The sequence below is a fragment of the Polynucleobacter sp. 31A-FELB genome (assembly GCF_018882405.1).
Classification (GTDB): Bacteria; Pseudomonadota; Gammaproteobacteria; order Burkholderiales; family Burkholderiaceae; genus Polynucleobacter.
Genome location: NZ_JACVOO010000003.1, coordinates 40047 through 64573 on the forward strand (window position 1 = coordinate 40047; position 24527 = coordinate 64573).

The 24527-nt window shown below is 46.1% G+C and carries 27 protein-coding genes; 8 read left to right on the forward strand and 19 right to left on the reverse strand.

Annotated features, from left to right (window positions below; genetic code table 11):
- Positions 1-18: 18 nt before the first annotated feature.
- The 3 genes from ICN30_RS02940 to ICN30_RS02950 form a co-directional block, all read right to left on the reverse strand.
- Positions 19-4764: a glutamate synthase-related protein gene (locus tag ICN30_RS02940; protein ID WP_216273146.1), complete on the reverse strand. Its 4746-nt coding sequence runs from the start codon at positions 4762-4764 to the stop codon at positions 19-21.
- Positions 4765-4958: 194 nt separating this feature from the next.
- Entirely contained in the window at positions 4959-5663 is a 705-nt protein-coding gene (locus ICN30_RS02945; protein ID WP_216273148.1) for a transposase, read from the reverse strand.
- A 12-nt stretch (positions 5664-5675) separates the two neighbouring features.
- Positions 5676-8012, reverse strand: coding sequence for a penicillin-binding protein 1A (locus ICN30_RS02950; protein WP_216273150.1), 2337 nt, complete (start codon positions 8010-8012; stop codon positions 5676-5678).
- A 65-nt stretch (positions 8013-8077) separates the two neighbouring features.
- On the opposite strand from ICN30_RS02950, the gene ICN30_RS02955 reads away from it, so the two are divergent.
- From ICN30_RS02955 to aroB, 4 genes are read left to right on the forward strand one after another with little or no spacing between them, the layout of a single operon-like run.
- Complete coding sequence (locus ICN30_RS02955; RefSeq protein WP_216273152.1) at positions 8078-8833, forward strand: hypothetical protein; 756 nt, start codon at positions 8078-8080, stop codon at positions 8831-8833.
- 5 nt (positions 8834-8838) lie between these two features.
- Positions 8839-9951 (forward strand): secretin and TonB N-terminal domain-containing protein, encoded by a 1113-nt coding sequence (locus ICN30_RS02960; RefSeq protein ID WP_255533072.1) that lies wholly within the window; start codon positions 8839-8841, stop codon positions 9949-9951.
- Between the two features lie 12 nt (positions 9952-9963).
- Positions 9964-10488, forward strand: coding sequence for a shikimate kinase (locus tag ICN30_RS02965; RefSeq protein ID WP_370626577.1), 525 nt, complete (start codon positions 9964-9966; stop codon positions 10486-10488).
- A gap of 8 nt (positions 10489-10496) precedes the next feature.
- A complete protein-coding gene (gene aroB, locus ICN30_RS02970) occupies positions 10497-11579 on the forward strand; it encodes a 3-dehydroquinate synthase (RefSeq protein WP_216273154.1) in 1083 nt (360 codons plus the stop codon).
- A gap of 14 nt (positions 11580-11593) precedes the next feature.
- On the opposite strand, the gene cyaY is transcribed toward aroB, so the two are convergent.
- Complete coding sequence (gene cyaY / locus ICN30_RS02975; RefSeq protein WP_216273157.1) at positions 11594-11977, reverse strand: iron donor protein CyaY; 384 nt, start codon at positions 11975-11977, stop codon at positions 11594-11596.
- Positions 11978-12024: 47 nt separating this feature from the next.
- Here cyaY and ICN30_RS02980 point away from each other — a divergent pair, with 47 nt between their 5' ends.
- The gene (locus tag ICN30_RS02980; protein WP_216273159.1) at positions 12025-12213 is read left to right on the forward strand and encodes a lipoprotein; all 189 of its coding nucleotides are present in this window, start codon (positions 12025-12027) and stop codon (positions 12211-12213) included.
- Positions 12213-13511: a diaminopimelate decarboxylase gene (gene lysA, locus ICN30_RS02985; RefSeq protein WP_216273161.1), complete on the forward strand. Its 1299-nt coding sequence runs from the start codon at positions 12213-12215 to the stop codon at positions 13509-13511. The genes ICN30_RS02980 and lysA overlap by 1 nt, the downstream gene beginning before the upstream one ends.
- Before the next feature lie 90 nt (positions 13512-13601).
- On the opposite strand, the gene ICN30_RS02990 is transcribed toward lysA, so the two are convergent.
- Positions 13602-14264, reverse strand: a complete 663-nt coding sequence (locus tag ICN30_RS02990) for a cytochrome c (RefSeq protein WP_370626580.1) — start codon at positions 14262-14264, stop codon at positions 13602-13604.
- A gap of 186 nt (positions 14265-14450) precedes the next feature.
- Here ICN30_RS02990 and yihA point away from each other — a divergent pair, with 186 nt between their 5' ends.
- A complete protein-coding gene (gene yihA / locus ICN30_RS02995) occupies positions 14451-15116 on the forward strand; it encodes a ribosome biogenesis GTP-binding protein YihA/YsxC (RefSeq protein WP_216273166.1) in 666 nt (221 codons plus the stop codon).
- Positions 15100-16119: a porphobilinogen synthase gene (gene hemB / locus ICN30_RS03000; RefSeq protein WP_370626579.1), complete on the forward strand. Its 1020-nt coding sequence runs from the start codon at positions 15100-15102 to the stop codon at positions 16117-16119. Before yihA ends, hemB begins: the two co-directional genes overlap by 17 nt.
- Positions 16120-16171: 52 nt before the next feature.
- Here hemB and dsbD read toward each other — a convergent pair whose 3' ends face one another.
- From dsbD to rplR, 14 genes are all read right to left on the reverse strand, one after another.
- Positions 16172-17845, reverse strand: coding sequence for a protein-disulfide reductase DsbD (gene dsbD / locus ICN30_RS03005; RefSeq protein WP_216273169.1), 1674 nt, complete (start codon positions 17843-17845; stop codon positions 16172-16174).
- Positions 17846-17850: 5 nt separating this feature from the next.
- Positions 17851-18183, reverse strand: a complete 333-nt coding sequence (gene cutA / locus ICN30_RS03010) for a divalent-cation tolerance protein CutA (protein WP_216273171.1) — start codon at positions 18181-18183, stop codon at positions 17851-17853.
- A gap of 68 nt (positions 18184-18251) precedes the next feature.
- Complete coding sequence (rplQ, locus tag ICN30_RS03015; protein ID WP_015420256.1) at positions 18252-18644, reverse strand: 50S ribosomal protein L17; 393 nt, start codon at positions 18642-18644, stop codon at positions 18252-18254.
- A 16-nt stretch (positions 18645-18660) separates the two neighbouring features.
- Positions 18661-19641, reverse strand: coding sequence for a DNA-directed RNA polymerase subunit alpha (gene rpoA / locus ICN30_RS03020; protein WP_015420255.1), 981 nt, complete (start codon positions 19639-19641; stop codon positions 18661-18663).
- A gap of 22 nt (positions 19642-19663) precedes the next feature.
- Complete coding sequence (gene rpsD / locus ICN30_RS03025) at positions 19664-20287, reverse strand: 30S ribosomal protein S4 (RefSeq protein ID WP_011901924.1); 624 nt, start codon at positions 20285-20287, stop codon at positions 19664-19666.
- Between the two features lie 118 nt (positions 20288-20405).
- Entirely contained in the window at positions 20406-20813 is a 408-nt protein-coding gene (rpsK, locus tag ICN30_RS03030; protein ID WP_015420254.1) for a 30S ribosomal protein S11, read from the reverse strand.
- 18 nt (positions 20814-20831) lie between these two features.
- Entirely contained in the window at positions 20832-21197 is a 366-nt protein-coding gene (gene rpsM, locus ICN30_RS03035) for a 30S ribosomal protein S13 (RefSeq protein ID WP_015420253.1), read from the reverse strand.
- A gap of 24 nt (positions 21198-21221) precedes the next feature.
- A complete protein-coding gene (gene rpmJ / locus ICN30_RS03040; RefSeq protein ID WP_012357167.1) occupies positions 21222-21338 on the reverse strand; it encodes a 50S ribosomal protein L36 in 117 nt (38 codons plus the stop codon).
- Positions 21339-21373: 35 nt separating this feature from the next.
- Complete coding sequence (gene infA / locus ICN30_RS03045) at positions 21374-21592, reverse strand: translation initiation factor IF-1 (RefSeq protein WP_015420252.1); 219 nt, start codon at positions 21590-21592, stop codon at positions 21374-21376.
- A 4-nt stretch (positions 21593-21596) separates the two neighbouring features.
- Complete coding sequence (gene secY / locus ICN30_RS03050; RefSeq protein WP_216273172.1) at positions 21597-22934, reverse strand: preprotein translocase subunit SecY; 1338 nt, start codon at positions 22932-22934, stop codon at positions 21597-21599.
- Positions 22935-22951: 17 nt separating this feature from the next.
- Positions 22952-23392, reverse strand: coding sequence for a 50S ribosomal protein L15 (gene rplO / locus ICN30_RS03055; protein ID WP_015420250.1), 441 nt, complete (start codon positions 23390-23392; stop codon positions 22952-22954).
- A gap of 27 nt (positions 23393-23419) precedes the next feature.
- Positions 23420-23608, reverse strand: a complete 189-nt coding sequence (gene rpmD / locus ICN30_RS03060; protein ID WP_015420249.1) for a 50S ribosomal protein L30 — start codon at positions 23606-23608, stop codon at positions 23420-23422.
- A 24-nt stretch (positions 23609-23632) separates the two neighbouring features.
- Positions 23633-24151, reverse strand: a complete 519-nt coding sequence (gene rpsE, locus ICN30_RS03065; protein WP_100379470.1) for a 30S ribosomal protein S5 — start codon at positions 24149-24151, stop codon at positions 23633-23635.
- 18 nt (positions 24152-24169) lie between these two features.
- Positions 24170-24523: a 50S ribosomal protein L18 gene (rplR, locus tag ICN30_RS03070; protein ID WP_216273173.1), complete on the reverse strand. Its 354-nt coding sequence runs from the start codon at positions 24521-24523 to the stop codon at positions 24170-24172.
- Between the last annotated feature and the right edge of the window lie 4 nt (positions 24524-24527).

Sequence of the window (24527 nt, forward strand, 5' to 3'; positions counted from 1 at the left end):
TCTTAATAACTATATTGATTAAGCTGCAACAGTTTTGTTTTGCGCCTTTTCCCACAGCTCACCCAGAGCACGTTTGTACTCAGTAGGCAGCACTTTCACAAAACGACCGCGGGCATTTTCCCAATCAGCCAAGAGTGCTTTTGCACGCTCTGAACCGGTGTGGCGGAAATGACGCTCGATCAAGTCCTTCAGAATTTGCTCATCAGTCATACGCTCGCCACCATCCTTCACATCAACAGGGGCATGCCACTGTGACTGAGGCATCTTGGCAATCTGTTCGGCGGATGGCAATACTTTTTCCAAAGTCGCCATGCTGGTATTGCAACGCTTCTCAAAGAGGCCATCTTCGTCATAAACATAAGCAATACCGCCGCTCATACCTGCTGCAAAGTTACGGCCAGTTGCACCCAACACAACCACAGTACCGCCAGTCATGTATTCACAACCGTGATCGCCGGTGCCTTCAACTACTGTTGTGGCGCCAGAGTTACGCACTGCAAAACGCTCGCCAGCAACGCCGTTGAAGAATGCTTCGCCGCCGATTGCCCCGTAGAGAACAGTATTACCAACAATGATGTTCTTGGCTGTATCGCCACGGAACTCATGTGGAGCACGCACTATCACACGTCCACCAGATAAGCCTTTTCCAACATAGTCGTTACCGTCGCCAACCAAGTCCAAGGTAATACCGCGCGCCAAGAAGGCTGCGAAACTTTGACCAGCAGTGCCATTCAATTGAATATGAATGGTGTCATCAGGCAAACCAGCATGGCCATAACGCTGAGCGATTTCTCCGGAAAGCATTGCGCCAACCGTACGGTTCACGTTCTTCACTGGAACAATGAAAGAGACCTTCTCGCCACGTTGTAACGCTGGCTCACTCTTCTCAATCAAAATGTTATCGAGCGCACTACTTAAGCCATGCTCTTGAGTGAGGATCTGGTAACGCGGAACATCTTTGGCTACGTTAGGTTCAGCAAAAATCTTACTGAAATCCAAGCCATGCACTTTCCAGTTCTCAATACCTTTGCGGGTATCCAAGAAGTCAACACGACCGATCAAATCATCAAACTTACGAATACCGAGCTGAGCCATGATCTCGCTTACTTCTTCCGCAATAAAGAAGAAGAAGTTCACAACGTGCTCTGGCTTACCAGAGAACTTTTTACGCAATTCTGGATCTTGTGTTGCAACACCAACTGGGCAGGTATTCAAATGACACTTACGCATCATGATGCAACCCTCAACCACCAATGGAGCTGTTGCAAAACCAAACTCATCCGCGCCCAACAAGGCGCCGATCACGACGTCACGACCAGTTTTCATTTGACCGTCGGCTTGCACACGAATACGGCTACGCAAACCATTGAGCACTAATGTTTGTTGAGTTTCAGCCAAGCCCAATTCCCATGGGGAGCCAGCATGCTTAATAGAAGACAGTGGTGATGCGCCTGTACCGCCGTCATGTCCAGCGATCACAACGTGATCCGCTTTCGCTTTGGCAACACCGGCAGCAATCGTACCAACACCCACTTCAGACACTAATTTCACAGATACATCAGCAGCTGGATTCACGTTCTTCAGATCGTGAATCAACTGGGCAATATCTTCAATAGAGTAAATATCGTGGTGTGGTGGAGGAGAAATCAAACCAACACCTGGCACAGAGAAACGTAGCTTACCGATGTAATCGGACACTTTGCCACCTGGCAATTGACCGCCTTCACCAGGCTTAGCACCTTGAGCCATCTTGATCTGAATCTGATCAGCAGAGCGCAGGTATTCAGTAGTGACACCAAAACGACCTGAAGCAACCTGCTTAATTCTGGAGCGCAATGAATCGCCATCGAGCAAAGGAATGTTTGCTTCAACAACATCATCACCCAAAATGCTCGCTAGCGTTTCGCCCTTCTTAATAGGAATGCCTTTGAGCTCATTTACATAACGATTTGGATCTTCACCACCCTCACCGGTATTGGACTTACCGCCAATACGGTTCATAGCAATTGCCAAAGTAGCATGCGCTTCAGTAGAGATCGAACCTAAAGACATCGCGCCTGTTGCAAAACGTTTGACGATTTCTTTTGCAGATTCAACTTCATCCAAAGGAATTGCTTTAGCTGGATCAATCTTGAACTCAAACAAGCCGCGCAATGTCATCTGACGCTTAGTTTGGTCATTAATGATGTTGGCGTACTCTTTGTAGGTTTGATAACCCTTGTCGATACCAATACGAGTGGAGTGCTGCAACTTCGCAATCGTATCTGGAGTCCACATATGGTTCTCACCACGAATACGGAAGGCATACTCACCACCAGCTTCGAGCATATTAGTTAGCACTGGGTCATTACCAAATGCAGACTGATGCATACGCAACGCTTCTTCAGCGACTTCGAATACACCAATACCACCCACATTCGATGGAGTGCCTTTGAAGTAATGATCAATAACGTCTTTATTTAAACCAATCGCTTCAAAAATCTGTGAGCCGGTGTAAGACATGTAAGTAGAGATACCCATTTTGGACATCACTTTTTGCAAGCCCTTACCAACCGCTTTGACAAAATTCTTTACAGCTTTTTCTGCTGACAAATCGCCAGACAAACCTTTAGCCATTTCAGCCAAAGTTTCCATTGCTAAGTACGGATGAACTGCTTCAGCGCCATAGCCAGCCAAGAGTGCGAAGTGATGTGTCTCACGCGCGCTACCAGTTTCAACAACGAGGCCAACGCTAGTACGTAAACCTTTTTCCACCAAGTGCTGATGAATCGCTGAAGTTGCCAACAACGCAGGGATTGCCACGTGCTGCTCATCAACCTGACGATCGCTCACAATCAAGATGTTGTAACCAGAGCGAACCGCATCAGCTGCTTCGGCACACAAAGATGCTAAGCGAGCTTCGATACCTGCTTTGCCCCAAGATGCTGGATAGCAAATATCCAACTCATATGAGCGGAACTTGCCGTTGGTGTAATGGCCGATATGACGAATTTTGGTCATGTCGTCAAAATCTAAAATCGGCTGACTTACTTCCAGGCGCATTGGTGGGTTGATATTGTTGGTATCCAACAAATTCGGCTTAGGTCCGATGAAAGACACTAAAGACATCACCATGTTTTCGCGGATGGAGTCAATCGGAGGATTGGTCACCTGCGCAAACAATTGCTTGAAGTAGTTATAGAGTGGCTTGTTCTTATTAGAGAGTACGGCCAATGGGCTATCGTTACCCATTGATCCAATTGCCTCTTCGCCATTCATGGCCATTGGCGCCATGAGGTACTTAATATCTTCTTGGGTGTAACCAAAAGCCTGCTGGCGATCCAATAATTTAGCTGCTGGACGAATCGTGGTTTTTTCATCCACTAAGTCATCTTTGCTTGCATCAACTTCGTCGAGCTTAACGCGCACTGCATCAATCCAGCTCTTATATGGCTTCGCTTTGGAGACAGCATCCTTTAATTCAACATCATCAATAATGCGACCCTGCTCCATATCAATCATGAACATCTTGCCTGGTTGCAAGCGCCATTTTTGAACAATCTTGCTCTCTGGAATCGGCAATACACCAGCTTCTGAACCCATAATGACCAAGTCATCATCAGTCACGTAGTAGCGCGCTGGACGCAAACCATTACGGTCAAGAGTGGCACCAATCTGGCGGCCGTCTGTAAACGCCATCGCAGCTGGGCCATCCCATGGCTCCATCATTGCTGCATGGTATTCGTAGAATGCACGGCGGTTTTCATCCATCAATGCATGTTGTTCCCATGCCTCTGGAATCATCATCATCATGGCTTGTGCCAGCGGATAACCTGACATCACCAATAACTCTAAGCAGTTATCAAAACAAGCTGTGTCAGATTGCCCTGGATAAATTAGTGGCCATAATTTTTTAAGATCGTCGCCCAAAACTGGAGAGCTGATAGCGCCTTCGCGTGCATTTACCCAGTTGACGTTACCTTTAACTGTGTTGATCTCACCATTGTGCGCAATCATGCGGTATGGGTGGGCCAATTCCCATGCTGGGAAAGTATTTGTTGAGAAGCGTTGATGCACCAATGCCAATGCAGATACAGTGCGTGGATCTTGCAAATCTTTGTAGTACGCGCCCACTTGGTTGGCTAACAGCAAACCCTTGTAAACAATGGTGCGAGCAGACATTGATGCAACAAAATATTCTTTGCCATGCTTCAAATGTAAATCTTGAATTGCATGACTTGCAGTTTTACGAATCACATATAACTTACGCTCAAGAGCATCGGTCGTCATGATGTCACGGCCACGTCCAATAAAAATTTGACGGATAAATGGCTCTGTCATTTGTACAGTTGGAGACATTGGCAACTTCACATCAATAGGTACATCTCTCCATCCCAATACAACCTGACCTTCTAGACGAACAGTACGCTCCAATTCTTGTTCGCAAGCTAAACGGGATGCATGCTCCTTAGGCAAGAAAATCATGCCGACGCCGTACTCACCGAATGGTGGCAACTCGATACCTTGCTTAGCCATTTCTTCGCGATACAAAGTATCTGGAACTTGAATCAAAATTCCAGCGCCGTCACCCATCAATGGGTCAGCACCAACAGCACCCCGGTGGTCTAAGTTCTCAAGAATTTTCAATCCTTGAGCAACAATCTCATGTGACTTCTTGCCCTTGATGTGAGCGACGAATCCGACGCCGCAAGCATCATGCTCATTTTGTGGATCGTAGAGACCCTGTGCGATTGGACGAAGATCTGTATTCATTTGTGTAGTCATGGTATTTCCGTGTGCCCTTGGGGCCTGATTACTTTTGGAGGATCCAATATAGGTGAATACCCATGCTGATGCAATAGAAATAAAATGAGTCTGTCCCATTTAAATTGGGTCAGCACCAAGATGAATTGCTATAAAAGGGACAGAGTCGTTACTTCATGGCAAAAGAGCAACTTACCAAATCCTCAGAATATGATCTAAGTTACTGAATTAATTGATATTATTTTCTTAGGGCGGCCACGATGGCGAATCAATGTCTGCTCGGGATTATCTTTAAATAGTTTTTTAGCGTAAATATCGCTCACCCAAGGCTTAGATCTGACTAATGCCTCAGTAATTTGACGATCTTCCCAATGGGGAGCGCCCTCCTTCACAAATCCCGCCCAAGTCATTTGCCTCTCAAAAGGGGTATTACCCAATTTCCAAAAGTGCTGGTGATCAACTAACCAAGGCTCTGCATTGCCGCCAATATGGGATGCAAAACTGGTCCACGTTGAATCTTGGGGGCTAGATTCAAAACCAGCTCTCACGGGGTTTAACTCAATATAGCGTTGGCAGCGCAAAAAATAGTCTGGGTCTATTAGCGAGGAGCGATACCGTCCCTCCCAAATAGTTCCCGAACGGTTGTGTTGTTGATTGAAATACTGGGCATAACGCCTACCTAGAGATTGCATCGTCTTAGAAAGCGAATCTGCGTTTTGGGGAGTGATCAGTAGATGAACATGATTAGGCATCAATGCAAAAGCGTGGACTGCACTCCCAAATTGCTTTGCAGCTTCTCGCAGCCAATCTAGATAAATACGGCGGTCCGCATCATTAAAGAAAAGCACTTCACGATTATTGCCACGAACCATGACATGCATTGCTTGGCCAGGAATAATGGTGCGCGCTTGCCTTGCCATTGCTAAAACGAACTACTGCAGTTCGCGCACACCGCCGTTATTGGAAAATTCTGGGATAAACCAATCGCCATCAACTTGAGTTACACCCGCAGGCACTTCACGACCTTGTTGTGGCTCATCTTTCAGAGCGGTACTCATATAAGAAATCCACATGGGCAAAGCAAGACCGCCGCCAGTCTCACGATCACCTAAGCTTGTCGGTTTATCAAATCCAATCCAGGCAATAGCCACTACCTTTGGGTTGTATCCCGCGAACCAAGCATCATGAGAATCATTGGTTGTACCTGTTTTGCCCGCGATATCACTGCGACCCAATTTCGCTCTCGCACTTCCAGCGGTTCCAGTCTTTGTCACTTCTTGCAACATGCTGTCCATTACAAAAGCCGTTCTTGCATCCAGCACGCGAGGTGCGTCTTCTCGGGCATGGGTAGGCTTAGCTTCAAATAAAACCGTTCCTTTTGAATCCGTCATTTTATTAATTAAGAATGGATCTACGCGGTAGCCGCCGTTAGCAAACACGCTGTAAGCGGATGCCATTTGCAGGGGCGTTACAGAGCCAGCACCCAAAGCCATAGTTAAGTAAGGCGGATGCTTCTCCTTTTCAAAACCAAAACGCTGAATATATTCTTGTGCGTAGGATGGGCCAATTGCGCGAATGAGTCGCACAGATACCAAGTTCTTCGATTTAGCTAAAGCAGTACGCAAGCGCATCATGCCTTCATACTTGCCATCATAGTTCTTTGGCTCCCAAGCTTGGCTACCGGTTTCCATGCTTCCAATAGACAGCGGTGCATCGTTCACCATCGTGCTTGGAGAAAAACCTTTTTCAATTCCAGCCGCATAAATAAATGGCTTAAATGAAGATCCTGGCTGGCGCTGAGCCTGAGTAACGTGATTAAATTGATTGCGACGGAAATCAAAACCACCTACCAAGGAAAGTATCGCACCCGTCTCGGCATTCATAGAGACAAAGGCTGCTTCAACCTGGGGTAATTGCGCTAACTTCCAAACGCCACCATCCGAAAGCAATCTAATGATGGCTCCAGGACGCAAACGTTTTTTGGGTTGAGTGCTATCCGTTAAAGAGGCGGCAGCAAGTTTCATACCCTCACCTTTCAGCGTGATCGTATCCCCCGTTGAAATCATCACTTGCATTTCTTTTGGCTTGACATCGAGCACAACACCGGACTGCAAATCATCTAACTGAGGGTATGCCAACAAGGCCTCATCAATTGCGCGCTGACGCTTGACTTGATCTTCTGGCAAATCAATAAATCCTTCTGGACCACGATAAGCGTGACGCAAGTCATATTCAAAAATACCGCGACGTACTGCCTTATATGCCGCATCTTGATCCGCCTTCAGGATCGTGGTGTAGACATCGATACCCTGGGAATAAATTGCTTCGCCGTATTGCGTAAACAGTAATTGACGCACCATCTCCGAAGCAAAATCAGCGCGGGTACTAAATTCATTTCCAAGACCACGGATGTGCAACTCTTCCGCCATAGCAACTTGATACTGCTCGGGAGTGATATACGACAAATCGCGCATCCGCTGCAAAATGTATTCCTGACGAATCTTGGCACGACGGAAGTTGCTTACCGGGTTATATGCAGATGGCGCTTTTGGCAAACCAGCCAACATCGCTGACTCCGCAATAGTGATGTCTTTTAATTCTTTACCGAAATAGATTTGGGCTGCACTAGAAAATCCATAAGCCCTTTGTCCCAAAAAGATCTGATTCATATAAATCTCAAGAATCTTGTCTTTACTTAATTGAGACTCAATTTCCCAAGATAGGAGAACTTCGTAAATCTTGCGACTAAAGGTCTTTTCATTACTCAGGAAGAAGTTTCGGGCCACCTGCATCGTGATGGTTGAGGCCCCCTGAGAGAGGTTGCCACGTAAATTGGTGAGGGCCGCTCTAAGAATGCCTACGTAGTCCACCCCGCCATGAGAGTAAAAACGATCGTCCTCAATGGCTAAGACGGCATTACGCATACTCATGGGGATTTCATTCAAAGGAATCACCTTACGGCGCTCCTCCCCAAACTCACCGATCAGGACCTTATCGGCCGTATAGATGCGTAATGGTGTTTTGGGGTTGTAATCGACCAGCGCCGAGATCTTCGGCAAATTCGGCTTTGCTATTAAGAAGGCATATCCCAGTAACAATGTAATTACCACCGCAAAGACCATGCTAATAATCAGCAGCGCCTTAATCAGGGGATTACTTCCTGATTTTCTGGATGAGACATGCTCCGCTCTAGGCTGACCGGGACGTCTATCAGGCTGTCGGTTAAACCGCCGATTTAAGGGCGGCTTGTCTTTTGGGGGTAGAGCCATAGATTCAAATTATAGGGTGCTTATACATTTTTCCCGAAAGCTCCAAAACCCTTGTTTGAAAGATTTTGGCTTGGATTTTTCTGACGCTCAATTCCGCTTTCCCTGATCGTTTTTACTATCCGCAGGGCAAACAATATGGCATGCCTCCACGCCACATTTCCCCCCAGTCTTTTGATGACATTCTGAGTGAATTGGGGGATGACCCCGCCATTCCAGATCCCCACGGAATTCGAAAATCGTCCTCCCCTCCCAGGGAAGATTTCGCGGCCAAAACAAAGACTCCAAAGCCGTCTTTTCTGACTAAATCCTTTGAGTTAAATAGGCCTCATTTCAGCTCGATTTGGATCCTTGGCGCCCTCTTATTAATCTGCGGGGGCGGCCTCTTTTTCTATTTTGACGCCAATAAATCTGGTGCTGAAGGTGAAATAAGTAGCCTACAGAATCAACTATTCGCCCTCAAGAAAGACTTTGAGTTATCTCAAAGAGAATGGGCATCTGAGAGAGATTATCTATATGATGCAATAGATCAAATGGAAGTGAGTATTCACTCAATAGTGATAAAACCAGCAATACAGGCACCTCAAAGCAAGCCAGCAGCCATCCCACATGAGACTGATCTTCGTCGTTGGAGGTATTTGGGCATTACCCGTATGGGGGCAGTGGAGCACGCTTTTTTTCATACCGGCAAGTCCACAAGGATGGTGGTCAAACAGGATCTGGTATTAGGCGAGTGGCGCCTAACTCAAGCTGAAAAAGAGCTGGCTATCTTGACCCACTCCAAAGGTAAATCCATCACTTTTAAGTCAACCCAATCAGAGTAACTTTATTGAATATCTTACAAAAATCCCGTGCCGCCCGGCTAGCCTTAGTAGTGGTTTTTTTGATCAACCCAGCCTTGGGAAATGTTCCAGAAGGAAGCGCTTCGGCCACCCTCAAAGATAATCGTATTAGCCTGCAATTTAGCCAAATTGAAATGACTGAACTTTTGCAGGTTTTGGCAAAAATGGGGAATACCAACTTCCTCCTCAGCGAATCTATTCAGGGCAAGATCTCGGTCGATCTCAAGGACACCCCTTGGCAAACTGCCCTCCATTCCATTCTTGCCAGTCGGGGATTAAGGCTTGTCCGAAATGGCGATATTTACTGGATTGGCCCTCATGCAGAAATTCAGAGTTTTCAAAAGTTTCGACGGGAGGATGCCGCCCTACCTTTTGGGGGCGATCACATTAATAGCCCTCGCCAGATCCTTATTGAGGCTCGCATCGTCGAGGCGGATCAGCGCTTTGCCCGCGAACTAGGAATGAAGTTGGGATACCAGGCCAATGGCATTGGCAATCGCCCAGATCAAAACGCCAGCGCCAATCTTGATCTGGGAGGGACTGGCTTAGCTGGCTTTAACCCAGCCACCTTGGCTGCAACCCTGGTTTCCAAGAATGCTGCCAGACTACTACAAATAGAGCTTTCAGCCCTCGAATCTGATGGTCAGGGCAAGATTCTCTCCAACCCCCGGATCATGACTGGCGATCAAGTTAAAGCCACAATTGAGCAGGGAACTGAGCTGCCATATCAAGTGAGCTCTCAAAGCGGGAGCAAATTACAGTTCCGTAAAGCCAATTTACGCCTAGAGGTCTTGCCAAAGATTCATCCTGACGGGAAGATCTCAATGTTGGTAGGGATCAATAAAGACACTATTGGCATGAAAACCGAACAGGGCTATGCCATTGACACCAAAAATCTCAGCTCCGAGGTAACCGTTGAAAATGGGGGCACAGCCATCATTGGAGGTATTTTTCAAACCACCGAACGCGATGATGAAATCAAGGTTCCACTTCTCGGTGATATTCCCTTGATTGGCCATTTATTTCGACACAAATCCAAATTAGCAGATAAAACTGAGCTATTAGTCTTCTTAACCCCCACCGTGCTGGACAAACACTAATAAAATCGGAGGGTGAACTCTTCATCCAACAATATCTTTCTGATTGGCCTTATGGGCGCCGGGAAGTCGACCGTCGGCAAATTGCTGGCCAAGAAATTGGGTCGTCGATTTTTGGATGCCGACCATGTGATTGAAGATCGTTGCGGAGTCAAGATTCCCGTCATCTTTGAAATGGAAGGTGAGGATGGATTTCGCAAACGTGAGGCTCAAGCCATCAAGGATATTACCGCTGAACATGATGTCATTTTGGCAACTGGTGGTGGCGCCGTACTCCTGCCCGAGAATCGTCAGCTCCTCAGCGAAAGAGGGACAGTAATTTATCTGCACGCCAATCCGATGGAGCTATGGCATCGCACTAAAGGTGGTGAAGGTAGGCCGCTACTTAAAAATGGTGATGCAAAAAAGATTTTAGAAAACCTATACGCCATTCGTGATCCCCTGTATCGCGAAATCGCTGACTATGTAATTGAGACTGGAAAGCCCAGCGTCAATCAACTAGTCAATACCCTCATCATGCAACTCGAACTCTCCGCATAAATTTATCCATGAAAACATTAGAAGTTGATCTAGGCAATCGTAGCTACCCCATTCATATCGGTACGGATTTAATAGATCAGCCAGAATTATTTAGCGCTTGCGAAAAAGCGACCTCAATTTATATCGTTACCAATACGACAGTTGCACCTTTATATGCAGAGCGTCTCACCAAGACTTTAGAGAAGCTCGGTAAGCCCGTCAGAACGATTGTGCTGCCTGATGGGGAGTCTTATAAGGACTGGAAAAATCTTCAATTGATTTTTGATGACCTTCTTAAATTTGGTGCTGATCGCCAAACTATGTTGGTGGCTTTAGGTGGTGGTGTTATTGGTGACATGACCGGGTTTGCTGCTGCCAGCTTTATGCGCGGCATCCGCTTCATTCAAGTGCCAACAACCTTGCTGGCCCAGGTGGACTCTTCTGTCGGTGGCAAGACAGGTATTAACCACCCACTCGGAAAAAATATGATTGGGGCGTTTCATCAGCCAGCAGCAGTGATTGCCGACCTCAATACCTTGAAGACATTGCCTGCCCGCGAGCTTTCTGCAGGTCTAGCTGAAGTGATCAAACATGGCGCAATTGCAGATGCTGAATTCTTAAGCTGGATAGAAGCAAATGCAAAAGCTTTGCTAGCGTGCGATACCGCAGCAATGGCGCATGCAGTATTACGCTCTTGCGAAATTAAATCAGCTGTTGTTTCAGCAGACGAAAGAGAAGGCGGCATCCGTGCCACTCTCAATTTTGGACATACCTTCGGTCACGCAATCGAGGCCGGCATGGGTTACGGTGAGTGGTTACATGGTGAAGCTGTTGGCTGCGGCATGGTCATGGGTGCAGACCTCTCACGACGTCTGAACTTCATCACTCAAGATGAAGTTAATCGCTTAACTCAAATTATTGAGTCTATGAATCTGCCGATTGTTCCACCCAAGTTTGGCGCCCAGCGTTATATGGAATTAATGCAAGTAGATAAAAAGACTGAGGGCGGTCAAATTCGTTACGTCGTTTTAGAAAAGATTGGCAAAGCGCAAATTAAGAGTGTTCCCGATGCTCAGGTCATCGAGACCCTAACAGCGACTGGGGCAGTTTAATTATCTAGCTTGCTTTATTTTTGAATCAGACTGATAGCAATCGCCTGCCCAGCCTGAGCGCTAGCAAATTCAGATAAATCAGCGAGAAGCTCGCGCCCTGTTTTGGTATCTAACCATAGGGGCGTAGCTAAAGTTCCAGCCCAGCGATAGTGATAACCGCCAGATTTAGCCGCTACCCAGATTTCATGTAAAGGTGGCTGTGTATTAACCACAATGACGCTGCGATCCCTAAATCGAATATTAATCACGTTTCCGCCCTGGCGCTCTACATCGAGGTCTAAATCCAGTGCATCGTCTGCAGCCTCTAGGGCCACTTCTATTGACTGTAATAAATTGCTGCCCAACTGATGGAATTGCTTATCGTCAATGGTTTCCACAGTCAAATTGCCTGGCTTCATATTAGAGTCCTGCATGCTATATTCAATCATTCGTTTTAGAGACATTCATGATAGCGATTCTTAAAAGAACTCTTGGCATTAGCCTTCTAATATCCCTTGTTGGGTGTGGGGTAAGAGGGCCCTTATATTTGCCAAATGTGCCACCGGCGCCTAGCCCTCCCTCTGAGCCAGAACCCAAAGGCAAGCTCTATCCACCCCAAAGCCCTGCTGCAACTAACCCATCATCGGCCAAGTAATGACAAGTAAAGCAATTCCACTCCCTGACCTAGCTGGATTTACAGAACGCAATGGCAATTGGTATGCAGAAGAAATTCCTTTGTCAGATTTGGCAAAAGAGTTTGGCACGCCTTTGTATGTCTATAGCAAAAAAGCGTTAACCGAGGCATATCAAGCCTATGACAAAGCTTGTGTAGATTCTTCTGGCAAAAGACGTGCTCGCGTTCATTACGCCATGAAGGCCAATAGCAATTTAGCTGTGATTGATTGCTTCAAAAAATTAGGCTCTGGCTTTGACTTAGTTAGCGGCGGTGAATTAGCTCGCGCACTGGCAGTTGGTGCAGATCCAAAGAGTTTGGTATTTGCAGGTGTTGGCAAATCCGCCCATGAAATCGCTCAAGCATTGCAAGCAGGTGTTAAATGCATCAATGTGGAATCGATTGCTGAGCTACATCAAATTAATCGCGTTGCTACAAAACTCAATTGCCGCGCCCCGATTTCTTTGCGCGTGAATCCCGATGTGGATGCACAAACTCATCCATATATCTCTACTGGATTAAAAGGAAATAAATTCGGCATTGCTTATCACGAGGTTCTAAAAACCTATCGTGAAGCTGCATTGCTTTCGCAAATTGATGTAGTTGGTATTGATTGTCATATTGGCTCACAAATCACCACAACCGCACCCTACCTTGATGCGCTTGATAAGGTACTCGAGCTAGTTGCTCAATTGAAAAAAGAAGGTATTGAGATTCATCATCTCGATTTAGGTGGAGGCCTTGGCATTTCATACGGCGATGACAACCCGCCTGACATTACTGAGTTCACCAACACCCTACTCAACCGTGTTGCTGAGCGCGGCTTTGCTCACCTCGATATCGTCTTAGAGCCCGGCAGATCCTTGGTAGGCAATGCTGGCGTGCTGCTGACTCAAGTGGAATACCTCAAGCCCGGTGCTGAGAAAAACTTTTGTATTGTGGATGCAGCAATGACTGAGTTGATGCGTCCAGCCCTATACGAGGCTTATCACGGAATCGTTCCAGTCCAAACCAAACAAGTTGCAAGCTCTACTTATGACATCGTTGGGCCTGTATGCGAATCTGGTGACTGGCTCGGAAGAGATCGCAAGCTTGCAGTTGAAGAGGGTGATCTGCTGGCTATCTTATCTGCTGGTGCTTATGGTTTTGTAATGGCATCCAATTACAACACCCGGCCAAAACCTGCTGAGATCATGGTTGATGGCAAGAATGCATATGTCATTCGTGCACGTGAAAATGTTGCCGATCTCTTTGCTAGTGAAACTACCCTGCCAAACTAAATTTAATTAATAACGCCTTTAGGTAAATTTCTAGGTAATAAAAAACCCCGCTACTTCAGCGGGGTTTTTGTTTTGTACTGAACGTAACTATTAATGCAAGCCAGCCATGTAATCAGCAACAGCTTTCATTTCTTGATCAGAAAGCTTAGTTGCGATCGTTGTCATCTGAGTGCTATTTTTACGAGTGCCTTCGCGGAACGCTAGCAACTGCGCAGTGTTGTACTCAGCCCACTGACCACCCATGCGTGGGTACTGTGATGGGATGCCGGCACCAGTTGGGCTATGACATGCTGCACATGCTGGAACGCCCTTAGCAGCGATACCGCCACGATAAATACTTTGACCTAATTCAATCGTGTCTTTGTTCTGAGCAACACCCTGTGAAACTGGCTGACTAGCCAAGTAAGCAGAAATATTATTCATATCTTGCTCAGTCAGGGTAGCAGCCATTCCCATCATGACCGGGTTAGCACGAGTGCCATCCTTGAAGTTCTTTAATTGCTTGGCTGTGTATGCTGCATGCTGAGCAGACAACTTAGGCCAAGTAGCGGTTGCACTTTGACCTTTAGGGCCATGACAAGTCAAGCAGGCAGTAACGCCACGACTAGCATCGCCATTAGAGTAAAGCGCTTCACCAACAGCAGGGTCGACCTTAGGCTTGCCAGGAACAGCTGGCTTAGCAGCGGCTTCCGCCATCGGGGCAGCAGCAGGCGCAGGATCTGCGGCGCTAACCACACCAGAGAAGCTGGTCATAGCCAGTAATAAGCCAGTGGCCAGGCTAGCGCTTACGCTAGTTAATTTGGAGATTTGAGAGGTTTGACGCATTATGTTTACCTTGGCAAAAATTCCTAAAAGTGTTTGGGCCCTACTTTTACAACCTTTTACCCAACACCATGAGATATTTCATGATTTTGCGTGATTTTACAATAGCTTCTGGACATGTCTAAACTCTTTCAAGCCCGATTTGCGACCACAGTCAATGATACCCATTGCCTGCCTGCCACTCCACTCCGAGAGGTAGCCTTTGCTGGGCGCTCAAATGCGGGCAAATCTAGTGCAATTAACGTACTTTGTAACCAAAAACGCCTCGCTTTTGCCAGTAAAACGCCAGGACGTACCCAGCACATCAACTATTTTGGTCTTTTTGCAAAAGATGATCTTTTGGCCTATTTGGTGGATTTACCGGGTTATGGCTATGCAGCCGTCAATCATGAGACCAAATACCACTGGAATACCCTTCTAAGCGATTACCTGCAGGAGCGGGAGCAACTGGTAGGCATGGTCCTCATTGTGGACTCCAGGCGAGGCATTACCGAGCTGGACGAGCAAATGATCCAATGGTTTGTGCCGACCGGTAAACCTATTCATGTTTTGCTCAGCAAGTGCGACAAGCTCAACAAAAGTGAATGTAAACATGTGCTTGAGGCTGTCCGCAAACAATTACAGCAATACGACCCTGCACTTCCCGACGGGAATGGAGAATCCAAGCAACTTACGGCACAATTATTTTCAAGCACCAAGCGCATTGGTCTTGAAGAGGCCGACAATATTGTTATTAAATGGTTATTTGAAGCAGAGACTCAAGAAGATGAAATCACAAGCTAACTCTTTGTTGAACTTTCCGGCGCACCGCCCACGTCGCATGCGTCGCGATGATTGGTCGCGTCGCCTAATGCAAGAGAACAGCGTTTCTGCCAATGACTTGATCTACCCAGTGTTCCTACTTGAAGGCCAAGGTAAATCAGAAGCTGTTGCCTCAATGCCTGGCGTGAATCGTGTTTCATTAGATTTACTTTTTGGCGTAGCCGAAGAATGCGTTGCATTAGGCATTCCTGTGATGGCACTCTTTCCGGTGATTGATGCATCTCTGAAAACACCTGATGGCAAAGAAGCTTTTAATCCCAATGGATTAATTCCGGCCGCAGTACGCGAACTCAAGAAACGCTTTCCTAATTTGGGCATCATGACAGATGTCGCACTTGATCCTTACACAAGTCATGGTCAAGATGGTGTCTTAGATGAGCAAGGTCGCATTCTGAATGATGAGACTACGGCAATCTTGGTGCAACAAGCTATTGCTCAAGCGCAAGCTGGTGTTGATATCGTTGCACCATCAGACATGATGGATGGTCGTATCGGAAAAATTCGTGAAGCGCTAGAAGAGAAGAAGCTCATTCACACTCGCATCATGGCTTACTCCGCGAAATATGCCTCTGCTTTTTATGGACCATTTCGTGATGCAGTAGGTTCAGCAAAAAATTTAGGTAAAGCTGATAAGAAAACCTACCAAATGGATTGCGCCAATACTGATGAGGCTTTGCGGGAGGTTGCTCTCGATATCAGCGAAGGTGCTGATATGGTGATGGTCAAACCTGGCATGCCTTACCTAGATATCGTGCGCAGAGTCCGCGATGAATTTAATTACCCGACTTATGCATACCAAGTCAGTGGTGAGTACGCCATGCTCAAAGCTGCAGCACAAAACGGCTGGCTTGATCACGACGCTGTGATGATGGAATCTTTGCTTGCATTTAAACGTGCTGGCGCAGATGGCATATTGACTTACTTCGCACTCGAGGCTGCACGCCTTATCAAAGCAAGTAAATAACTTTTGATGGTGAGGACTGAATAAGTAAAAAACTTATTCAGTCTCGAGTAATTTAATTTGCTAGTACTTTTTTCAAGCGCTCGGCAAAACGCTGTGGCGGCATATAGCCAATTACCCGTTGATCTTTTAACTCTTCAGAATTGAGATCAAAGATCAAAATTCCGGGTGGGCCAAATAATCCAAAGCGCTTCAATAAAGCCTGATTGTCGGGGCTATTCTTTGTAACGTCAGCTTGCAGCAAAACAAACTTCTGCAGCTCTTGATTCACTTCAGGATTTGCGAAAGTATTGACTTCCATCTCCTTACAAGAAATGCACCAGTCTGCATAAAAATCTAAGAGCACCAATTTCTTTTGTTCTTTTGCTTGAGCTAAGAATTGCTCTAACTGCGCACTAGATTCAATTACAGCAAAACTCGCATTTCCAATCTGATGTTGGCGCTGGCCATTGGCAGCGGTAGTAGTCACGCCGCTGCTGCCATTCTGTAAAAGCGGTGAAGCAATCCATGCCGCAGTAGCAACCAATAAAACACCCAATGTTCTTTGCAACCAAACCATCCAAATGCCAGTTGATGGAATTAATATGCGCGCTTCTATAGCAATAAAGAGAAGTGGCAAACCCATACCCAAAGCCATCACAAAGAGGAGGCCTGCCCCCAAACTCATTGAGCCTGTTTGGGCAATAAAAGCGAGTACCCCAGCTAAAGGGGCGGTAATACAAGGGCTGGCAACTAATGTAGAAATTCCGCCCAAAGCAAAGGCACCTGCAAAACTGCCTCCTTTATGACGCCCCGCCAATTGATCCACCTTTTGCTGCCAAGATTGGGGCATTCTGAGCTCATATAGACCAAAAAGACTGCCTGATAAGGCCAGTAGAAGCAATGCAAACCCAATCAGCGCTATAGGGCTCTGTAGAGCTCTTTGGACGCTTCCACCTAAGGCAGCCATCAAGACTCCAGCCAAAGCATATACGCAGGCCATACCGAGCACATAGGCCACCGCCAATAAGCTGGCGCGGCCCTTACTGATGGATTGTTTACCCTGCGTTCCAAATACCACGCTCGAGAGAATCGGTAGCATCGGAAGTACACAGGGAGTGAAAGCTAATGCCAGACCCAGAATGAAGAAAGCCAAGAAAAGATATCCTGTTGGGGTGCTTTCTAAAAAGCGACTAATGGCATTAACGTCATCACGCTCACGCCATACATCTATTAGGCTCAATTCTTTTTTGGGGGTATTACCCGCTTCAACGCCTTCCAATAATTCTGGTATCGGCCCGGCCTTTACCCCAGGGCCCGCAAGTAGGAACTTGAGAGTCATTGGCGGATAACAAATTCCTGCTTCAGCGCAACCTTGTAACTCCAATTCTAGATATAAAGGCTTTCCCACTTCCGCTTTTTTATCTAGCGTAAGTAGAAATGCCTGCTTATAAACCTGCATTTTCTTTTGAAAAGTTTCGTCATACTTTTCAATTCCGGCAGGCAGCGATGCCTTTACAAGCGCTAATTTATTGGGCTCGGAGCCCATCTTGAAATGCAGGGATTCTTGATAGATGTAATAACCCTTAGCTGGAAAAATTTCCAGCTCAATGTCATTCGTATTTACCACCCACGTTGCTTCAGCCTGAAATGCTTTCTCAGGCGGTAGGAATTCTGGGGCTGCAATAGCATTACCAACAAAGAATAGGATTGCAGCCAGAACTGGGATGAATTTATTAATCAATCTCATGGGACTTACTTTACCTCGGCCTGAACCCACTTGCCATACGGCGCTTCATATTTTTCAGGGGCATAGGCAATCACCTCCGGCAAATCATAAGGGTGATGACTTTTGATGAAATTAGAAATATCTACCCATTTATCTGCAACCGTCTTTGCTGACAATAGAACTTCACTTGCTTCGCAAATCTTGCCTTCCCAGCGATAGATGGAATACACACCCTCCTGAATTTGTACACAAGCAGCTAGCCGACTTTCAATCAATTGATGCGCCATTTTCTTTGCATCTTCAAATGATGCAAAGCTGGTGACAACAATCAGCAATTCGGTAGATTTTTCTAGGGCCATCCTGTATTTATAACCGTATAAATGAAAAAAGCCAGACCGAAGCCTGGCTTTTAATCTTACTAAAGGGCTTAAGCCTCTTCAGCTACTGCTGTTTCTTCAACTTCTGGACGATCTACCAACTCAACCAAAGCCATAGGTGCATTGTCACCATGACGGAAGCCAAACTTCAAAATACGAAGGTAGCCGCCTGGACGAGTTGCGTAACGTGGGCCGAGCTCTGTGAAGAGTTTGGTCACGATATCGCGATCGCGTGTGCGATTGAATGCTAAGCGACGGTTTGCTAAGTTATCTTTTTTACCCAAGGTAATCAAAGGCTCAACAACCATGCGCAATTCTTTTGCTTTTGGCAAAGTGGTTTTAATCACTTCGTGCTCCAAAAGAGAATTGGACATGTTGCGCAGCATCGCTAAGCGATGTGATGATGTTCTGTTTAATTTGCGTAAGCCGTTTCCGTGACGCATGATGCTTCCTTTCTAATTATTTCTCGAGGTTAGCTGGAGGCCAGCTTTCGAGTTTCATGCCAAGACTTAAGCCACGAGCCGCCAATACATCTTTGATTTCATTCAAAGACTTACGACCTAAATTAGGCGTCTTCAACAATTCATTCTCTGTACGTTGAATCAAGTCACCGATGTAGTAAATATTCTCAGCCTTCAAGCAGTTTGCAGAGCGCACTGTGAGTTCGAGATCATCAACCGGACGCATCAACATTGGATCAACCATTGATGAGCGACTTGGTGCGAGATCACCAGAAACTTCGCTGCTTTCGAGGGCTGCGAATACAACTAACTGATCAACCAAAATGGTAGCGGCTTGACGAATCGCCTCTTCAGGAGACAACACACCATTTGTTTCGATTGTCATTACGAGACGATCAAGGTCGGTACGTTGCTCAACACGAGCAGACTCAACAGCATAGCTAACACGGCTTACTGGGCTAAATGAGGCATCCAATACGATACGACCAATGATCTTGGTAGCTTCGTCATGGTATTGACGCATATTGCCTGGTACATAGCCACGGCCTTTTTCAACCTTGATCTGCATATCCAACTTGCCACCAGCTGACAAGTGAGCGATAACGTGATCAGGATTAATGATTTCTACATCATGTGGCAAGTCGATATCTTTTGCAGTAACAACGCCTGGGCCTTCCTTACGCAAATTGATAGTAACTTCATCACGTGACTGCAACTTAAATACGATCCCTTTGAGGTTCAACAAAAGGTTTACTACATCCTCTTGAACGCCATCTAATGTGGAATATTCATGAACAACACCAGCAATTGCTACTTCAGTTGGTGCATAACCAACCATCGAGGACAACAAAACACGACGTAATGCATTGCCAAGTGTGTGGCCATAGCCACGCTCGAACGGCTCCATCACAACCTTAGCTTGGTTGGCAGTAAGCGCTTCAACAGAAATAATTTTTGGCTTGAGCAAATTTGTTTGCATATTTTTCCTTGAGAGTGCCTAATTAGCGTGAATACAATTCAACGATCAAACTTTCATTAATTTCACCGCTAATATCTTCACGGTCAGGCACTTGCTTAAACGTTCCCTCGAGCTTGGCTGCGTCAACTGAAACCCAAGTAACAGCTGCCATTTGCCCAACCAAATTGAGTGATTCTGTAATACGCGCTTGCTTCTTCGCTTTTTCACGAATCGCCACTACATCACCAGGCTTAACCTGAATTGATGGAATGTTTACAGGGCTGCCATTGAGCAAAATTGCGCAATGAGAAACCAATTGACGCGCTTCAGCACGAGTAGAACCAAAGCCCATGCGATAAACCACGTTGTCTAAACGTGACTCAAGCAACTGGAGCAATGTTTCACCAGTGTTGCCCTTACGACGCTCAGCTTCTGCGAAGTAACGACGGAATTGACGCTCTAATACGCCATAGATACGCTTAACCTTTTGCTTTTCACGCAATTGATTACCGTAATCAGATGTTCTTGAGCCAGATGTACGGCCATGTTGACCAGGCTTAGTATCTAACTTGCACTTGTCTGACAGGGCGCGACGTGCGCTCTTTAAAAATAAGTCGGTACCTTCCCGACGTGCTAATTTGGCCTTAGGCCCTAAGTAACGTGCCACGATGCTTTCCTTTCTTTGCCGCAGTCTTACGACCGGCGGTGAGTTCGCCTTTTAAATCAGGCGAACAGTGGGCTTTAATAAAAAACTACTAAAACTGTTGTACTGCCAACTTCCAAGCTTAGATACGACGACGCTTAGGAGGACGGCAACCATTATGTGGAACTGGAGTTACGTCTTGAATCTCAGTGATCTTGATGCCCAATGAGTTCAATGCACGAACTGCTGATTCACGACCTGGGCCTGGGCCCTTGATCTGAACTTCCAAATTCTTGATACCGCATTCAATGGCTGTCTTACCAGCAACTTCAGCAGCTACCTGAGCAGCAAAAGGTGTTGATTTACGTGAGCCCTTGAAGCCCTGGCCACCAGATGTTGCCCATGAAAGCGCATTACCTTGGCGATCAGTGATCGTAATAATGGTGTTATTAAAAGAAGCATGAACGTGTGCAATACCGTCAGCAACGTTCTTTTTAACCTTCTTGCGTGCGCGCTGTGAAGCTGCAGAAGCGGATTGTTGTTTTGCCATGTCAATAAACTTTCTTGATTATTTCTTGAGTTGCACGCCAGACTTACGTGGGCCCTTGCGGGTACGCGCGTTAGTCTTAGTACGTTGACCACGTACAGGCAAGCCCTTACGATGACGAACGCCACGATAGCAGCCTAAGTCCATCAAACGCTTGATGCTCATCGTTACTTCACGACGAAGGTCACCTTCAGTGATGAACTTACCTACTTCATCACGCAACTTTTCCAAGTCACCGTCAGTAAGATCTTTAACTTTTTTGTCGATAGCAACACCTGTGGTTTCACAAATTTTGCGAGCACGTGTTGTGCCGATGCCAAAAATTGCTGTTAAACCGATAACAGTATGTTGATGATTTGGGATATTTACCCCAGCGATACGTGCCATGAGATTTCCTCTTAATTAACCAGATCAGCCTTGACGCTGCTTATGACGTGCGTCTGAAGAACAGATCACACGCACAACGCGTTTGCGCTTAATGATCTTGCAATTTCTGCAAATACACTTAACGGATGCCAAAACTTTCATAACTCACCTCTAAAAAAATATGTACTACTTAATCTTTACTTCGCTCGGAAAATGATTCTTGCGCGCGTCAGGTCGTAAGGAGTCATCTCCACCGTCACCTTATCTCCTGGCAAAATGCGGATGTAATGCATCCTCATCTTTCCAGAAATGTGCCCTAGAACCACATGTCCGTTCTCTAGCTTCACGCGAAACATTGCGTTCGGCAAATTCTCAATAATTTCTCCCGCCATCTGAATTACATCGTCTTTAGACATTCAGTTAAGCGCCCATCTTAAAGTTAGCTTTTTTCATCAAAGAACCATATTGTTGTTGCATTACGAATGACTGAACTTGAGCCATGAAATCCATTGCAACAACGACAATAATCAACAATGAAGTACCGCCAAAATAGAATGGCACGTTGTACTTCAACACTAAGAATTCTGGCAACAAGCAAACCAAAACCATATAAATTGCACCAGCCAATGTCAAACGAACCAAGATCTTGTCGATATAACGACCAGTCTGATCACCAGGACGAATACCTGGGACAAAGGCACCGCTCTTCTTCAAGTTATCTGCTGTTTCACGGCTGTTGAAAACCAAAGCTGTGTAGAAGAAACAGAAGAAAATAATCGCAGCTGCATACAAAATTGTGTAGACAGGTTGGCCTGGAGCTAATGTTGCTGCCAAGTCTTTAATAATTTTGCTGAACATATTGGTTGGCTCACCTGATGTAAACCAGCCAGCAATCGTTGCAGGGAACAAAATGATAGATGAAGCAAAAATTGGAGGGATAACACCAGCCATGTTCAACTTCAATGGGAAGTATGAAGACTGGCCGCCGTATACCTTGTTGCCAACTTGACGCTTAGCGTAGTTCACCAAAATACGGCGCTGACCACGCTCTACAAATACAACAAAATAAGTTACCGCAATACAAATCACTACGATGAGTAATGCGGATAGGATATTCATGGAACCGGTGCGCACTAATTCAAGCAAGCTACCGATTGCAGTTGGCAAGCCAGAAACAATGCCGCCGAAAATAATAATAGAGATACCGTTGCCAAGACCGCGCTCAGTGATCTGCTCTCCGAGCCACATCAGGAACATCGTGCCAGTAACTAAAGTAACTACAGTATTGAGTTCAAACATCAAACCAGGATTAATAACCAAACCTGGTTGAGCTTGCAACGCAACTGAGATGCCCAATGCCTGGAATGTCGCCAAGAACACGGTGCCATAACGAGTGTATTGAGTAATCTTGCGCTGTCCTGCTTGGCCTTCTTTTTTCAAAGACTCCAAAGAAGGAACAACAATCGTCATTAGCTGCATGATGATCGACGCAGAGATGTACGGCATGATTCCTAAAGCAAAAACTGTAAAGCGTGATAAAGCACCACCTGAGAACAGGTTGAACATACCCAAGATGCCATCTTTTTGACCGGAGAACAATTGAGCCAATTGGTCAGGATCAATACCTGGAACAGGAATATGTGCGCCCAAACGGAACACGAGCAATGCCAAAACCAGGAATATCAAGCGTTGGCGTAATTCGCCAAACTTGTTTCCTGATTGAGCAATATTTGCTGTGTTGGTAGGAGCGAGTGCCATCGTTTACTAAAAACTAATTAAACCAAGTCAACCAATTTGCCGCCAGCTGCTTCAATAGCCGCTTTCGCACCTGCAGTTGCTGTAATACCTTTGAGGGTTACAGCAATTGACAGTTCACCAGTCTTAATTACTTTGACTGCATTGATTTGCTCACCAGCAAAACCATGAGCTCTCAAAACCAACAAGTCCACTTCTGGCAAGTTGATTTTTGCTAAGTCATTCAAAGTGATTTGACCAACGTGACGACGTGTCAAAGACACGAAACCGCGTTTTGGCAAACGACGATACATAGGCATCTGACCGCCCTCGAATCCAACCTTGTGGAATCCGCCGGAACGTGATTTTTGACCTTTGTGACCGCGGCCTGCAGTTTTACCAAGACCTGAACCGATGCCGCGACCTACGCGACGACGATTTTTCTTGGATCCCTCTGCGGGTTTGAGTGTATTGAGTTGCATATTCTTCGCCTATTTACTTGCTAGTTATTAGCCAATGACTTTAACTAGATAAGAAACTTTATTAATCATTCCGCGAACTGCTGGAGTGTCTTCCAATTCTGAAACAGAATTGATACGTCCGAGGCCTAAACCACGAACAGTTGCACGGTGGCTTTCGCGTGTGCCGATCAAGCTGCGTACTAATTGCAGTTTGACTTTGGAGTTAGATGTTGTCATTTATAGATTCCTAATCTTTTGGTCTTAGCCGAGAATCTCTTCAACTGACTTACCGCGCTTAGCAGCAATTTCAGAAGGAGTGCTCATCTTGCTCAAGCCATCAATCGTTGCACGAACCATGTTGTAAGGGTTTGTTGAGCCAAGTGACTTAGCAACAACGTTAGTTACACCCATTACATCGAAGATTGCGCGCATTGGGCCACCAGCGATAACGCCAGTACCGTCTTTGGCTGGAGAAATCATCACGCGTGACGCGCCATGCTTACCAATCACAGTGTGTTGCAAAGTACCTTTACGTAAGGAAACTTTGATCATCTTGCGACGTGCTTCGTCCATTGCCTTTTGAACAGCAACTGGAACTTCTTTTGATTTGCCTTTGCCCATGCCGATACGACCATCGCCATCGCCAACTACAGTGAGTGCAGCGAAGCCGAGAATACGACCACCCTTAACCACTTTAGTTACACGATTAACAGCAATCATCTTCTCGCGAAGACCGTCATCACGCTCTTCGTTTTGCATCTTGTTTTGCATTTTTGCCATGTTTTTTCCTAAACCCTATTAGAACTTCAGGCCGGCTTCACGCGCAGCTTCAGCTAAGGCCTTAATACGGCCGTGGTAACGATGACCGGAACGATCAAAAGCAACATCAACAACGCCTGCTTTAACAGCACGCTCAGCAACTATTTTGCCGATTTGTTTTGCCGCATCAGCGTTGCCGCCGTTTTTGATTGCTTGGCGCAAATCTTTTTCCATTGTTGAAGCAGCTGCTACAACTTTGGTTCCACATGGGCTGTATACCTGTGCAGAAATGTGTGAGTTGCTACGGATAACTGTTAAGCGATTTGCCAATGCTTCAGCAATGCGAATACGAGTCTGCCTAGCGCGTCTTTGTCTGGATTCGTCTTTATTCATTTTT

Bases quoted from the DNA above. Each gene is read 5' to 3' on its own strand.
- secY (WP_216273172.1), bottom strand. From the start codon at position 22,934: ATGGCACTCGCTCCTACCAACACAGCAAATATTGCTCAATCAGGAAAC.
- rpmJ (WP_012357167.1), bottom strand. From the start codon at position 21,338: ATGAAAGTTTTGGCATCCGTTAAGTGTATTTGCAGAAATTGCAAGATC.
- aroB (WP_216273154.1), top strand. From the start codon at position 10,497: ATGAAAACATTAGAAGTTGATCTAGGCAATCGTAGCTACCCCATTCAT.
- rpoA (WP_015420255.1), bottom strand. From the start codon at position 19,641: ATGCAAACAAATTTGCTCAAGCCAAAAATTATTTCTGTTGAAGCGCTT.
- yihA (WP_216273166.1), top strand. From the start codon at position 14,451: ATGTCTAAACTCTTTCAAGCCCGATTTGCGACCACAGTCAATGATACC.
- infA (WP_015420252.1), bottom strand. From the start codon at position 21,592: ATGTCTAAAGACGATGTAATTCAGATGGCGGGAGAAATTATTGAGAAT.
- rplR (WP_216273173.1), bottom strand. From the start codon at position 24,523: ATGAATAAAGACGAATCCAGACAAAGACGCGCTAGGCAGACTCGTATT.
- cyaY (WP_216273157.1), bottom strand. From the start codon at position 11,977: ATGAAGCCAGGCAATTTGACTGTGGAAACCATTGACGATAAGCAATTC.
- hemB (WP_370626579.1), top strand. From the start codon at position 15,100: ATGAAATCACAAGCTAACTCTTTGTTGAACTTTCCGGCGCACCGCCCA.
- ICN30_RS02950 (WP_216273150.1), bottom strand. From the start codon at position 8,012: ATGGCTCTACCCCCAAAAGACAAGCCGCCCTTAAATCGGCGGTTTAAC.
- dsbD (WP_216273169.1), bottom strand. From the start codon at position 17,845: ATGAGATTGATTAATAAATTCATCCCAGTTCTGGCTGCAATCCTATTC.
- ICN30_RS02980 (WP_216273159.1), top strand. From the start codon at position 12,025: ATGATAGCGATTCTTAAAAGAACTCTTGGCATTAGCCTTCTAATATCC.
- ICN30_RS02945 (WP_216273148.1), bottom strand. From the start codon at position 5,663: ATGGCAAGGCAAGCGCGCACCATTATTCCTGGCCAAGCAATGCATGTC.
- ICN30_RS02990 (WP_370626580.1), bottom strand. From the start codon at position 14,264: ATGACCAGCTTCTCTGGTGTGGTTAGCGCCGCAGATCCTGCGCCTGCT.
- rpsM (WP_015420253.1), bottom strand. From the start codon at position 21,197: ATGGCACGTATCGCTGGGGTAAATATCCCAAATCATCAACATACTGTT.
- rplO (WP_015420250.1), bottom strand. From the start codon at position 23,392: ATGCAACTCAATACACTCAAACCCGCAGAGGGATCCAAGAAAAATCGT.
- rpmD (WP_015420249.1), bottom strand. From the start codon at position 23,608: ATGACAACATCTAACTCCAAAGTCAAACTGCAATTAGTACGCAGCTTG.
- ICN30_RS02940 (WP_216273146.1), bottom strand. From the start codon at position 4,764: ATGACTACACAAATGAATACAGATCTTCGTCCAATCGCACAGGGTCTC.
- cutA (WP_216273171.1), bottom strand. From the start codon at position 18,183: ATGGCCCTAGAAAAATCTACCGAATTGCTGATTGTTGTCACCAGCTTT.
- rpsK (WP_015420254.1), bottom strand. From the start codon at position 20,813: ATGGCAAAACAACAATCCGCTTCTGCAGCTTCACAGCGCGCACGCAAG.
- lysA (WP_216273161.1), top strand. From the start codon at position 12,213: ATGACAAGTAAAGCAATTCCACTCCCTGACCTAGCTGGATTTACAGAA.
- rplQ (WP_015420256.1), bottom strand. From the start codon at position 18,644: ATGCGTCACGGAAACGGCTTACGCAAATTAAACAGAACATCATCACAT.
- rpsE (WP_100379470.1), bottom strand. From the start codon at position 24,151: ATGGCAAAAATGCAAAACAAGATGCAAAACGAAGAGCGTGATGACGGT.